This window comes from Streptomyces sp. NPDC050806 (assembly GCF_055586425.1).
On the sequence record NZ_JBVJIF010000005.1, the window covers coordinates 633,493 to 646,294 of the forward strand.

Sequence of the window (12,802 nt, forward strand, 5' to 3'; positions counted from 1 at the left end):
CGGCCCTGCATCCGTACGCGGTGTCCGTAGGCGGCATCCGTACGCGGTGCCCGTACGCGGCGCACGCCGGTGCGGACGCGGGGCCGGCTCTACGTGAGGTCGAAGGGGGGCAGGGGAGCTCCGCCGCGCCGAATCTGGCGGGACGTCTGCTCGGGGTAGCGAACGGTCCTCGATTCGGTGGCCAATACGCGGATGAGCTGCTGGTCGGGATCGTAGGAGGGCCACCCGGGTTCACCGGTGGTGGCAAACACGGCCCATGCCTCCTGGAGTTCACGCGATACCGCGACGGCCTCGGGCGCAGGTTCGTCGCCGAAGAGTTGTTTGCCGGTGGGGCTCTCCATCGTGCCGAACGCCAGGGGGACGTCGAGGCTGTGGCAGGCGCCGCCGAAGGCCGGTGAGGTGAGTTGCAGTTCGAGGAGGAACGAACTGCCGCCCGCCGCGGCGTTCGCCTCGGCCAGCAGCAGCGACGGCATGCGGAAAGTGGCGTCGGAGTACACCGTCTCCATCAGTTCTTCCGGGGCCTTGCTCTCCTTCGCCATGGACTTCGCCGCTGAACAGACCTCGCTGCGTGTCAGCCGGTGACTGGAAGAACTGGGGGGCTCGCCGCACCCGGGCGACGTGCTGCGACTGACACTCACGGAGATGCTGCCGTTGCACGCCGACGCCCGCACGACCAGTCGGATGAACGCCGCGTACGTTCTGGAGGCGCTGCACGACGAGAAGCTTCTCGCACGCACGCGTGATGGCAGGCTCCAAGCGCGCCTACAAGTAGAGCAGTTGATCCGCGAGGCGATCACGAACGGGCACATCGGTTCCGACCGTGACCCGACGACCGAGACCAACCTGCTCCTCGCCCTTACTGGATTCGCCACCTTGATCGAACTGGACGTGATCGATCCCCAGGAGGTGCTCACGGCCGTGGACCAACACCTGAACAGGCTGTTCGGCTAGAACGCCCACATGCAGCCTTCGCGGCGGGCCACGGGGGCGATGCGGAAATCCGTTGGCGGACCACGCCGACCACTGCTACTTTTCCGGAGGCCGTGCGAGAGATCGAGGAGGTGGTACCCGTGAACGCAGTATTGACATGGGTGCTCCCCTCCGGGGTCACGGTCGGGCGATAGGCAGGTCGTCCGGGAGCGCCGTTCCAGAGCACTCCCGAAAGGCACGACCATGCGATTCACTTCCGAGCGACGCCTCGACGACGGCCTCCTCGAACGCGAATTCACCCTCGGCGAGATCCCTGGCGTCCTGTGGACGCCCGGATCCGGATCCGCATCCGCACCGGCGCCGCTGATCCTGCTCGGCCACCCCGGCGGGCTGCACAAGATGTACCCGCGACTGGTGGCCCGGGCCCGGCACTCCGCGGCCGACGGCTTCGCCACGGCCACCATCGAGCTCCCCGGAAGCGGTGACCGACCCCGTTCCACCGATGCGGAGCAGGCCCGTGCGGACCTGCGCCGGGCGCTGGAGGCCGGCGAGCCGGTCAGCGACCAGATCATCGACGCCCTCATTCTCCCGCTGGTCGAAAGGGCGGTCCCGGAATGGCAGGCCGCCCTGGACGCCCTCCTTTCGCTGCCCGAGATCGGCGGACCGGTCGGGTACTCGGGGGGAGTGATCGCCATCGGGACCCGGCTGGCGGTCGTCGAGCCGCGCATCGCGGCCGCCGTTCTGTTCGCCGGGAGCTTTGTGCCTCGCGCCATGTTCGAGGAGGCCCGCCAGGTCACCATTCCGTTGCATGTCCTGTTGCAGTGGGATGACGAAGGGAACGACCGGCAGTCTGCCCTGGATCTGTTCGACGCCTTCGGCTCCAAGGAGAAGACGCTCCACGCCAATCTGGGCGGACACACCGGCGTCCCGCAGTTCGCGGGGGAAGCCGCGGCCCGGTTCTTCACCCGGCATCTGAGCTAGCCACCGATCACGCCGCCCGCCTGGCCGGCCAGGCGGGCGGGCGCATGGCCGTACGGCGGTGTACCGGACTGTTCGGGACAGTCCGGAACGCCACTCTGACCTGCATGTTCGCTATCGGACAGGGACGGAACCGTTCCGTACTGTCCCGGTTCGCCGGAGCGATTGCCCAGGCGCTTCGGGGTTGGCGAATCTCGTTCCGGCTCGGCCCACGAAGGGCTGAGCGACCCGGAAGAGAGGAACATTCCCGTGCTGAAGAAGCTGGAAGCCATCGGAGCAGGTCTGCTGGAGCGGTTCGTGCCCAGCATCGAGGCGTCTGCGGCGCAATGCGGCTGCAAGTGGTTCAAGGCGTGCTGGCAGTGCCCGAGCAATCAGCAGTGCAAGGCGTACTGCTGCGACGGACAGGGCTGTGTCGTCAAGAGCACCTGGTGCGGCGCGCGCTCCTGCTGACCGGACCTGAAACGGGGCGGCGCCCACGTGGCGCCGCTCTTCCCAGCAGAGCCGCCCTTCCCAGCAGAGGTGGATGTCTGTCATGCACTACCTGGCCATCGGCCTGCGCTGCTTCGTCGGCGTCGTGTTCCTGATCTCGTCCCTGAGCAAGCTGGGCCCATCGTCGCACCGGGAATTCCGGGCGTCCCTGCGGGCCATGAGACTGCTACCGGACCGTCTGACGGCGCCGGCCGCCGTCTGCGTCGTGTCGGGTGAACTCGGCCTGGTGGTCTGCCTCGCCGCCCCCTCGCGCCTCCTCGTCGGCGCGGGCTTCGCTCTGGCGGGCCTGCTCCTGATCGTCTTCTCCGGCGCGATCGCGGTACTGCTGCGGCGTGGCAACAGCAGCCCGTGCCGCTGTTTCGGTGCGTCTTCGGCGACGCTCGCACCGCACCACGTACTGCGCAATGTGCTGCTCGCCGCGGCAGCAGTCACCGGTGCCTTCGCATCGACCGCGGCCCACGGGCCGCTTGTGTGGGCCGGGGTGCTGGTCGCTGTCTGTGCCGGAGTCGCGTTGGGTGGCCTGGTCACCGTGCTCGATGAGATCGTCTCGTTGTTCCGGCCGGGTGGCGCCGTAACCGTCCCGGCCCGTGACCGGCCCGTCGTACCCGTCCCGGCCCGTGACCGGCCAGTTGTCCCCGTCCCGGCCCGTGACCGTTCCCGCTCGGGGCGCTCGGCTCCCTCCGCCCCCGCTCGTCATCCCTGAAGCATCCGATGCATCCGATGCGTCCGCGCATCCGAAATGGAGTGAAACGATGAATGCGCTGTTCATAGCCCTCGTTGTGGTCCTGGGGCTGCTGTGCTGCCTGAACATCCTGCTGACGATCGGTGTGGTCAAGCGGCTGCGCGCGCACAGCGACATGCTGGCCCAGCGGGGTGGCCCGAGCGAGTCGGACGTACCCGTCGGGCTGGAGGTCGGTGAGTTCGCCGCTGTCACGCTCGACGGTGAGGAAGTCGGACGCGACGACCTCGCCGACGACTGCCTCGTGGCCTTCTTCATGCACGACTGTTCGCCCTGCCGGGAGAAGATGCCGCGATTCGTCGAGTACGCCAAGAAGCTGCCCGGCGGCCGGAACCAGACACTCGTGGTGGTGGACGAGGACGGCGGCAAGGAAAAAGAGTTCGCCGCGGCGCTGGCTCCGGTCGCGCGCGTCGTGGTGACCAATGGCATGGGCCCCGTCGCCGGAGCGTTCAAGGTATCGGCCTTCCCGACGATGTTGCGCGTCGCACGGGACGAGCTCGGCCAGGTACGGGTCAGTGCCAACAGCGTCGACCTGGACCAGCCGGTGGGTGCTCTCATCTGATGGCCGAGCCTGCGATCGCCGCCTCCGCAGCCGACGGCACGCCGGGCGCTTCCGGGAACACCCCGGGAAAGGGCGGCGCCCCGGAGGCCCCGGAGGCGGCCCCGAGGGAGGGCGGAGGGCCGGAAGCGCTGCGGACGGCCTGCCGCCTGGCCTGCGCCGCGGCGCCCGGAACCTTCTCCCTCTACGTGATCATGACCCTGGTGGGCGGCGTCCTCCCGGTCGCGGCTGCCTGGCTGACAAAGCTGATCCTCGACGGCCTGTCGGGCCGTACCCCTGCCTTCGATCCGATGTGGTCGGCGGTGGGGTTCGGCCTTGCGGGAGTCCTCCTCGCTGTCGGGCCCCAGGGCGCCGAGTACCTGCGTACCGAACTCGACCGCTCGGTCGGTCTGCGGGCACAGGACCAGCTGTTCCGTGCGGTCGAGCGGTTCGTGGGTCTCGCCCGCTTCGAGGACCCCGCTTTCCTCGACCGGCTGCGCCTGGCCGAACAGGCAGGCGGGACGATGCCCCTCCAGGCGGTGGACGGCCTGCTGCGTCTGGGCCAGTCGGCGCTTGTGCTCGCAGGGTTCCTGATGTCGTTGTGGACCCTGAATCCGGGCATGACGGTCCTGGTGCTCTTCGCCGGCATCCCCACCCTGATCGCGGAGGTGGCACTGTCCCGGCAGCGCGCACGGGTATCGGCCACGGTCGGTCCCATCGAACGCCGCGAGATGTTCTTCAGCCACCTGCTGTCGAGTGTGGCGGCAGCCAAGGAGATCCGGCTGTTCGGAACCGCCTCCCACCTGCGGAGCCGGATGCTGGCAGAGCGCCGCGCCGCCAACGCCGAACGGCGGATCGTGGACCGCAGGGAAGTCGCCTGGCAGGCGGGGCTGGGAGTACTGGGCGCCCTCGTCTCGGGCGGCGGCCTGATCTGGGCGGTGGCGGCAACGAGCCGGGGCGCACTGTCCCTGGGGGATGTGGCGATGTTCCTCACCGCCGTCGTCGCCGTGCAGTCCGCGCTGGTGGGTCTGGCGGGGGCGCTCGCCGGAACCCACCATTCGCTGCTGATGCTCGGCCACTTCATCGCCGTCACCACCGCGGCGGAGGACCTGCCGGTCGCCGAGAAGCCCCGCGAGCTGCCGCCCTTGAGCGGGGAGATCGAGTTCGACGACGTGTGGTTCCGTTACTCGGCGGACCACCCGTGGATCCTGCGGGGCGTCAGCCTCCGCATCCCGTACGGACAGTCCGTTGCGCTGGTCGGCCTGAACGGCGCGGGCAAGACCACCCTGGTGAAACTGGTCTGCCGGCTCTACGACCCGGTGAGAGGTGCGATCCGGTGGAACGGCGTGGACCTGCGCGAGGTGGACCCGGTGGAACTGCGCCGCAGGATCGGGGTCGTGTTCCAGGACTACATGAACTACGACCTCACCGCCGCCGAGAGCATCGCCCTGGGTGACCTCAGCGCGCTGGACGACCGCGAGCGCCTGACCAGCGCCGCACAAGAGGCAGGCATCCACGACACCCTCAGCCGTCTTCCGTACGGCTATGACACCCTGCTCTCCCGCACATTCATGATGGAAGGCGACAAGAACGACCCGGAGACGGGTGTGGTGCTGTCCGGTGGGCAGTTCCAACGGCTCGCGCTGGCAAGGGCGTTGCTGCGCGATGCCAGCGAACTTCTGATCCTCGACGAGCCGTCCTCCGGTCTCGACGCCGAGGCCGAGGCCGAGATCCACACTTCCCTGCAGCGTACGCGCACCGGCCGAACCAATCTGCTCATCTCGCACCGCCTCGGGGCACTACGGGGCGCCGACCGGATCGTCGTTCTGGAGGACGGCCGCGTCGCGGAGGCGGGCAGCCACAAGGAACTCCTCGAACTCGACGGGACGTACGCACGGCTGTTCACACTCCAGGCATCCGGCTACCGGACTGCCACGCGCGACTGAGGACCCACGACCGTGATCATTCCTGCGCCTTCCCCGCCTCCTGCACCTGCCGCGCCTCCTGCGCACCGCCGGGGCGAAGACTTCGCCCGCCCCGTACGCGGCCCACTGCTCATCGGACTGACCTTGCTGACCGCGGCCGCACTGCTGGCGGTGCTGCGCCGGCCCACACCTCCGGTGTGGCTGCTCGTCCTGGCGCCCGCCCCCTGGGTCGCCCTGGCCGTCGGTCGTGCGCTGCTGCGCGGCCGATGGGTGGTGGTGACGGTCCGGGGCGCGAGCATGCAGCCCACGCTCCTGGGCGGGGACCGCGTCCTCGTCCGACGCGGCCCCGTCCGGGCGGTGGGGGAGCTCGCGGTGCTCGGGCGCGCTGTGATGGGCCCCGACGACCCCGATTACTTCGAGTGGATCATCAAGCGGGTCGCCGCGCTGCCTGGTGACGCGGTACCGCGCGACCGTGTCCCGTCCCTGGCGGACGTTCCCGAGACCACTGTTCCGCCAGGCAGGCTCGTACTCCTCGGGGACAACCAGGCACAGAGCTTCGACTCACGCCGCTTCGGCTACTACCCGACCGCGGAGGTACTCGGTGTCGTCGTACGACCGCTCGGCCGAGCCGCCCGGCGCTCCCGCCAGGACCGTCGTCACCGACACCAGGAACTTCACGGACATCACGGCCGGCCGGGCTAGCGCCACCGCCAGGAACGGCACCATCGACGGGGCCGCCGCGCCACCGCCGGGAACAGCGCGACCGCCGGGAACAGCGCCACTGCCGGGAACGGCGCCACCGGTGCGGTCATCCTCGTCACGTCACCGGGTCGAAGGCGAACAACTGCCCCTCGGCTTTCGGGTCGCACGACAACTGGAGCAGCGGCTGCCCTTCGCGCCCGCTGGACGTCGCCGACGGTGTGAACCCCAGGCACTTCTGCGAATGGCGTGGGCGCAGCCGGTACAAGTCGCTGTCGGCTGAGGCGCCGAGGCCGGCCTTTGCCGCGCCGGTGACGGCGTCGTCGTCCACCCGTTCCAGTACGAAGCGCTCGGCAGGACCCCGGCGTCCGCAGAAGTCGTCGGCGACCGGGGCGAGGTCGGCGGTACGCCGGTCCGTCACGCCCATGCATCCCGGCCCGAACTCGGGGTGCTGGGAGAGGATCTGATACGTGCCGTCCGGGAAGCGTTCCAGGGCGTAATCCGGAATGGCATCGGCGCATTCGTCCTGATGGACCTGCCCCGACCCCTCGCCGACGCGTTCGGAGAGACAGAGCCCCGAATGCGCGGCGCGGATAAGGTACTTGCCCTCCGGCACGGACGCCGAACGGGCCGGTGGCGCGGTGGTCTCACCCAGAGCAGCGACCCGCCCCGGCCCGGTGCTATCGGTCCCACCGGTCCCATCGGCTGCGGAGCCGGTCTGCGCGTGCAGGATCAGCCCCAGGGCGACAGCGGTGGCGACACCCGCCGCAGCGATGTACGGTCCCGTCCGCCGGCGCAGGCCCGCACGCCTGCGCCGTACCGCAGTCGCCGCATCGGCCGGGATGCCCTGGTCAGGAGCTGTGGCCGACGCGGTGCTCGCAGGGGTTTCCGGGCCGGGACAGGCAAGCCGGCTGCGCGCCGCCAGCCAGGCGGCGACGGTGTCCGGGGGACAGCCGCAGGCCCGCACGAGCCCCTCCACGACTTCCGCCCTCGGCAGCTTCTCCCGGCCAAGAGCGGCAGCGAGCGTGCTGGCGGGCAGGGCGCGCCCCTCTGCTTCGGCCCGGCGGGCCAGTTCCCGGAACGTCAGCCCGGACTGCGCGCGCATCCGACGCAGCCCCGCCATGAACGCGGCCACCTCGGTAATGCCTTCCGGTTCTAATCGTTCGTCTCTCACTCGTTCCCCCTGCCGTAAGAGCTGCCTGGGCGAGAAGCTTGCCACTGGCGATGAAGCAGGGACAGATGTGATTCAGCGACTTGTCGCCGTTTTGCGGCGCCCGCAGACGGTTCTTTGATGAGGACGGCTCTTTGATGGAGACGCAGGGCTTTGTGTCGATGACTGACAAGGCGCAGTTGCGCTGGATGGCGCAACGGTGGTGGGCATGTAGGGCTTCCACCGGCTTACTGACTGCTGCCTTGTCCCTGGCGGCTCTGTTCCTTCCCCTCACCGCAGACCTTGGGCCGGTGTCTCACCATCGATCGTGAGGGCGGCCGCTGGCAGCCCCCCGTCGCGATGTCCGCTGCCATGCACGGCTGTTGGCGAATGTGTTGTGGGAGTGCATCCTGAGGCTTCGGTTTTCGGGCGGTGGTACGGAGGGCGGGGGACATGACCTCTGGTGGGGTGCGGGCCGGCGATGTGGTCAGGGACGTGGTGGCGGAGGTCGCCGCGGAGGAATTGCCCGTGGTGGACGGGCTGGCGGCGCTGGACGAGGAGGTCGTGGCCCGGCGGATGGGCCGCGGGCGCAGCGAGCAGGATCCGCTCGGGTTCGGGCTGGACGAGGTGGCCGTACTGGTCACGCCCGTGGTGTGGCTCGCGGTGCACGAAGCGGCGCGTCAGCTCGGCGGCCAGGCCGCGATCGGCGCCACCAGGGGCGTGAAGGCGGTCGGCCGGCGGATCTTCCGCAGGTCGGCGGAGCCAGCGGTGATCCCGGCCTTGAGCCGTGAACAGCTGCGCGAAGTTCGTGAGTTGGTAATCAAGGTGGGTGCTGAGCGTGGTCTGAGCGAGCGGCGCGCGGAGACGATCGCCGACGCGGTGGTGGTCAGACTCACGCTCACCGCACAGGACGGGCAGGGGGACGGGCAGGACGGGCCCGCCGACGATGCGGCGAACGACGCCGCGGGCGAGGACCAGCCGCGATGACCACGCCGGACCTACGGCGCCGGTTCGACGAGCGGGCGATCGGCGCCGGCACCACCCCGCGCTTCGTGCTGCTGGTGATCCTGCTGCTGGTGAGCAGCGGCTCGATGATGATCAGCGTCTCGCTCTCCCGTCGCCTCAGCGAGACGGACGCGAACTCGTTCGGCTGCATGCTCGCCGCAGGCGTCGACCTGAACCGGATCGACGACATGGCCAGCAGCATCGGCATGCTCCTGCACGCCGACGCCCTTGAGGCCTGCCAGGCCCGGTACGCCCCGGAGCCGGCGCCGGACCTCCTCGGCCTCCTGTGGCCCGTCCTGGTACTTGTAGCGTCCGCGCTGGTGTTCCGGGCCCTGCCGGCCTGGAAGATGTGGCGCGGCCGGCACGTTCCGCTGGAGGACGTCGACCGTACGGGGGAGATCCGCGGTGCGTTGCGTGAAGTGGCGGCCCAGGCCGGGCTGGCCCGCACGCCGCGGTTCGTCGTCGCGCCCACCGCGCTGTCGGCCGGCGCGGCGGTCTACGGAAGCAACCGGCGTCCGACCGTCTGCCTCCACGCCGGTCTGCTGGCCCGCAGGTCCGGCGACCCGGAGGGCTTCCGCGCGGTGCTGCTGCACGAGTTCGCCCATGTGCGCAACGGTGACGTCACGTTGACGTACGCCACCGTCGCCCTGTGGCGGGTGTTTCTCGCCCTGGTCCTGCTGCCGTACCTGGTGTGGTGCGCGGCGGCCCTCGCCACGTCGTTCCAGTCGCCCATCCGGCATGCCGAGCAGATGACCGTGTGGCGGGCGCTCATCCTCTGCGTGTTCCTGACCGTGCTGGTGTACCTGGCCCGCGCCGACGTACTGCGGATGCGCGAGGTGTACGCCGACCTGGCGGCGGTGAGCGGGGGCGCGGACTCGGGCGGCTGGGCGGTTCCGATGCCTCCCGGGCCCGAAGGCCGGCTCAGGCGCGGCTGGGCCCGCTTTGCCGAGGTGTGGCGGACCCATCCCCGCTGGGACCTGCGGCGGGGCGCGCTGGAGGATCCCGCGATGCTGTTCGGCGTGCAGGCACTGCCGATGCTCCTGACCGGCATCGCCGCGCCGGTGATCACCAATCAGGCAGGGACCGTGCTGGGCGGCGGTAGTGGATGGCGTGAGTACCTGGTGCCGCTGCTGGGGGCCGCCGCGGTCACCGGTGTCGCGGGGATTGCGCTGTGGCGTGCTGTGGCCCATGCCGTGCTCACCGAAAGGCGTGTGCTGTCCGGCGTGCGTGCTGGATTGTGGCTGGGTGCGGGAATGGTGATCGGGGCAGTGGCGACGCAGCAGATATCGACTACGCGCTGGTTTCCGCCCCATGCCGAAGTCCTTGCCGCGGTGGTGGCCGCGGGTGTGCTTTTCGCCTGGTGGACTGCGGAGGCGTCGCAGCTGTGGCTGAGGGCATGGCCCCGGCGGGTGAGAGGGCCGGCGATGCTGCTGGTCATGGCGGTGGGGTGTCTGCTGCTGACGGCATGGATGGTCTGGTGGGCCACGTTCGGGATAAATCTGGTCGGCGGATGGTTCGACATGGATGCGGCCCGCCGGGAGACGGAACTGACCTTCCCCGGGCCGGTCGCTGAGCACCAGGGCATGGTGCTTGCGCTTTCCGTGTGGTTCGAAGTGTTCACCGGATTCGTCCAGCCCCTCGTTCTGGCCGCTGTCTGCGCGCTGTGCGTGGTCCCGCTGCTGGCCTGGACGACAGGACGGAGCTACCGAGAGGGGCTGGCTTCGGGAGAGAGCACGACGGAAGAGCCCAGGCCGGCCCTACCGCCGCTGCGGCCCGTGCTGCTGGCCGCGATGCTGGGCGGTCTGGTCTGCTGGGGCGGGATCGCTGTCGCCAAGGCATACATGCACACCTGGCAGCCGCCGTCGGGAGAGCGCGGCGGCCTGTACTCCGTGAGCCTGAGCGCCTGGATGCTCGTCGTCCTGGTGGCCTTCTCGGCGACGACCGGTGCACTCCTCGCCAACCGGCTGGGCCGCTACCCGCTCTACAGCACCCTGCTGACCGCCGAAATCACCGCGCTGACCGGCCTTTTGGGGGCCTACCTCCTGATGTCGGTCGACGGATGCATCGAGCCGCTCAGCACCCTCGCCTCCCATTGCCATTGGGTGCCGTCTCCCGCATGGACCGTCATTCGGCCACTCCTGGCACCTGTGCTCGTATCCACCGCACTCGCCGTCACCGTCGCCGCTACGGCAGTGCTGGCGTTTCAACGACTCCGAGGCCGCGACCAGGGACGTTCGTACGGCGGCCGGCAGCGGGCGGTGCCTGCTGGTACGGCTGCTCGGCAGCCGGAGAGCCGGCGAAGGCTCTACGTCCGGCGGACTGCCGTGGCCGCCATGTGTGCCGTCGTCACGTCCGCCACGGTGGCGGCTGCGGCGGAGACCGGACCGGAGGGAACATCGGGTGAGGGGCTGAAGAAGCGGAACCGCGCCTATGCGCAGGTACCCCGCGCCGCGGCCAGTACCCCGGTGATCCGAAGAGCGCAACTGGAGTACTGGCTGAAATTCGGCGGGGGAGACCTCCTGAACCGCTTCGGTGAGGCCCATCAAGCCCTCGGCGATGCGTTCACCAAAGGCGCCGACGCAGGGGGAATCATCGAAGAATCCGCTTTCGACCCGATCTGCCGAAAATTCGGCCGGATCGCCAAGGACGCGGGAAAGTACTTCCCGATCCCGGACGCCCGGGCCGACGCGCAGTGGCAGAAACACAACACCCTCGTACGGAAAGCGGCAAAGTCCTGCTCGCACAGCTTCGCCCAGGGCGACGAGCCGGAATTCAACAAATCCATGGATGACATCGACAAAGCGGCAGCCTTCAGCGAGGCGATGGGACGCCGTTTCGACGAGATCCGGGCAGCCGCCCCGGACCCCAGTCCGTAGGCCTTGAGGGCGGGGGCGGGGGAGCATGGAACGTGGGAATGCTTCCGCTGCGCCCGGTTTGCCCCAAGCGGTGACCCGCCGGGGCCTACTGGGCGCAGCCCCGACTCACCGGGCGCCGGCAGGATTGGCGTCCTCGCCGAGGTAGGTGCCGTACCCCTCATTCACCAGCGGACCGTCGAAGAGCAGTACCTCGTTGACGAGGCCGCCCTTTTGGTTGCGGTAGTTGATGACCAGGCTGTTCACGCCGACGTAGCTGCCGACCACCTCGAACCGCAGGTCGGGTATGCGTCGCAGCCCTGCCGCCCAGTAGGCGCGCAGCGCCTCTTTGCCGCGGATGATCCCGTCACCGCCGAGCAACTGTGCGGCCACCGGCGAGTGGAAAGTCACGTCGTCGGTGAAGTGTGTCAGCAGAGCGTCCAGGTCGTGCGCGTTCCACGCCGTTACCCAGGAGCCAACGAAGCTTTGCGCCGTCAGATGATCCATAAGCTAAGTATGCCGTGGGGAACTCGGTTGCCCATGAGAGCCGGTCCTGCCGTCAGGACGGTTCCCGCCGTCCGGACGCCAGGATTCTGAGCCGCCAGAACTCTGAGTCAATGAGAGATTCTGAGTCAATGAGCGATGAGGTCTTGTCTGCGGCCGAGAGCACCGCCACGAGCCCGAGTTCAGGCCCCCTCGGTTTCGAAAGTGCGCAGCAGATCGGCAGCTACGCTCACGGCGATGGTCGCTGGTTCCTTGCCGGTGATGTCTGCCATCCCGATCGGGGTCTTGATGCGATCTATGGTTGCTTCGTCGTGACCGCCCTCCGTGGCGAGACGCTTGCGGAACCGGCCCCACTTGGCCGCCGACCCGATCAGTCCGATGGAGCCGAGTTGCGGCCTGCGCAGAGCGGCGTCGCACAACGCCGCGTCCTCGGCGTGATCGTGGGTCATGATCAGGACGTGGGCGCCGTGCGGCAGCTCCGCCAGCACTTCCTCGGGCAGCAACGGCGTGTGATGCACATGGACCTGCGCCACCGCGTCCGACAGCGGGCCGAGCCGTTCCTTGGTGAGCATGTCGGAGCGCGTGTCGATCAGATGGAGGTCGAGATCCTGGCGCGACAGGATGCGCGCCAGTTCCAGTCCGACGTGCCCGAGGCCGAAGATCGCCACCGCCTGCACGGCCGGCAGCGGCTCCAGCAGGATCGAAACCGTGCCACCGCAGCACTGCACGCCGTGCCGGTTGACCACCTTGTCATTGAGGGCGAAATCAAGCAGCTCCGGCTCCGGCTTGGACGCGGCGAGCATCTCCCGGGCGCGGTCGATGGCAACGGCCTCGACATTGCCCCCGCCGATCGACCCCCACGTCTCACTCCGGCCCACGACGAGTTTCGCACCGGCGTCGCGCGGGGCGTGGCCGCGCACGGTCGCCACGGTCACGAGTACGCCGGACTCCCGGCGTGCCCGCAACCGCGCGACCGCAGCGACCCAGGCCATG

Annotated in this window: 13 protein-coding genes; 9 read left to right on the forward strand and 4 right to left on the reverse strand. The window is 69.4% G+C overall.

The window, feature by feature from the left end; translation table 11 throughout:
- Positions 1-89: 89 nt before the first annotated feature.
- Positions 90-539: a carboxylesterase family protein gene (locus ACZ6WH_RS18965; protein WP_469729569.1), complete on the reverse strand. Its 450-nt coding sequence runs from the start codon at positions 537-539 to the stop codon at positions 90-92.
- 79 nt (positions 540-618) lie between these two features.
- Here ACZ6WH_RS18965 and ACZ6WH_RS18970 point away from each other — a divergent pair, with 79 nt between their 5' ends.
- The 7 genes from ACZ6WH_RS18970 to ACZ6WH_RS19000 all read left to right on the forward strand — a co-directional run bounded on the left by ACZ6WH_RS18970 (position 619) and on the right by ACZ6WH_RS19000 (position 6,301).
- Positions 619-951: a TetR family transcriptional regulator C-terminal domain-containing protein gene (locus tag ACZ6WH_RS18970; protein WP_469729570.1), complete on the forward strand. Its 333-nt coding sequence runs from the start codon at positions 619-621 to the stop codon at positions 949-951.
- A gap of 222 nt (positions 952-1,173) precedes the next feature.
- Positions 1,174-1,911 (forward strand): dienelactone hydrolase family protein, encoded by a 738-nt coding sequence (locus ACZ6WH_RS18975; protein ID WP_469729571.1) that lies wholly within the window; start codon positions 1,174-1,176, stop codon positions 1,909-1,911.
- A 246-nt stretch (positions 1,912-2,157) separates the two neighbouring features.
- Entirely contained in the window at positions 2,158-2,358 is a 201-nt protein-coding gene (locus ACZ6WH_RS18980; protein WP_361555028.1) for a hypothetical protein, read from the forward strand.
- Positions 2,359-2,440: 82 nt separating this feature from the next.
- Positions 2,441-3,100 carry a MauE/DoxX family redox-associated membrane protein gene (locus ACZ6WH_RS18985; protein WP_469729572.1) on the forward strand — a complete coding sequence of 220 codons (660 nt, stop codon included), beginning with the start codon at positions 2,441-2,443 and terminating at the stop codon, positions 3,098-3,100.
- A 49-nt stretch (positions 3,101-3,149) separates the two neighbouring features.
- Positions 3,150-3,698, forward strand: coding sequence for a TlpA family protein disulfide reductase (locus ACZ6WH_RS18990; protein ID WP_469729573.1), 549 nt, complete (start codon positions 3,150-3,152; stop codon positions 3,696-3,698).
- Complete coding sequence (locus ACZ6WH_RS18995) at positions 3,698-5,620, forward strand: ABC transporter ATP-binding protein (RefSeq protein WP_469729574.1); 1,923 nt, start codon at positions 3,698-3,700, stop codon at positions 5,618-5,620. The genes ACZ6WH_RS18990 and ACZ6WH_RS18995 overlap by 1 nt, the downstream gene beginning before the upstream one ends.
- 123 nt (positions 5,621-5,743) lie before the next feature.
- Positions 5,744-6,301, forward strand: a complete 558-nt coding sequence (locus ACZ6WH_RS19000) for a S26 family signal peptidase (RefSeq protein ID WP_469729575.1) — start codon at positions 5,744-5,746, stop codon at positions 6,299-6,301.
- 115 nt (positions 6,302-6,416) lie between these two features.
- Here the strand turns inward: ACZ6WH_RS19000 and ACZ6WH_RS19005 are convergent, their stop codons facing one another.
- A complete protein-coding gene (locus ACZ6WH_RS19005) occupies positions 6,417-7,472 on the reverse strand; it encodes a helix-turn-helix domain-containing protein (protein ID WP_469729576.1) in 1,056 nt (351 codons plus the stop codon).
- Between the two features lie 429 nt (positions 7,473-7,901).
- Here ACZ6WH_RS19005 and ACZ6WH_RS19010 point away from each other — a divergent pair, with 429 nt between their 5' ends.
- Together ACZ6WH_RS19010 and ACZ6WH_RS19015 are read left to right on the forward strand one after the other, a co-directional pair.
- On the forward strand, positions 7,902-8,435 hold the full coding sequence (locus tag ACZ6WH_RS19010; RefSeq protein ID WP_469729577.1) for a hypothetical protein: 534 nt from the start codon (positions 7,902-7,904) through the stop codon (positions 8,433-8,435).
- A gap of 74 nt (positions 8,436-8,509) precedes the next feature.
- Complete coding sequence (locus ACZ6WH_RS19015) at positions 8,510-11,329, forward strand: M48 family metallopeptidase (protein ID WP_469729578.1); 2,820 nt, start codon at positions 8,510-8,512, stop codon at positions 11,327-11,329.
- 105 nt (positions 11,330-11,434) lie between these two features.
- Here the strand turns inward: ACZ6WH_RS19015 and ACZ6WH_RS19020 are convergent, their stop codons facing one another.
- Positions 11,435-11,812, reverse strand: a complete 378-nt coding sequence (locus tag ACZ6WH_RS19020) for a nuclear transport factor 2 family protein (RefSeq protein ID WP_469729579.1) — start codon at positions 11,810-11,812, stop codon at positions 11,435-11,437.
- 179 nt (positions 11,813-11,991) lie between these two features.
- Entirely contained in the window at positions 11,992-12,801 is an 810-nt protein-coding gene (gene xdhC, locus ACZ6WH_RS19025) for a xanthine dehydrogenase accessory protein XdhC (protein ID WP_469729580.1), read from the reverse strand.
- Position 12,802: the final 1 nt, after the last annotated feature.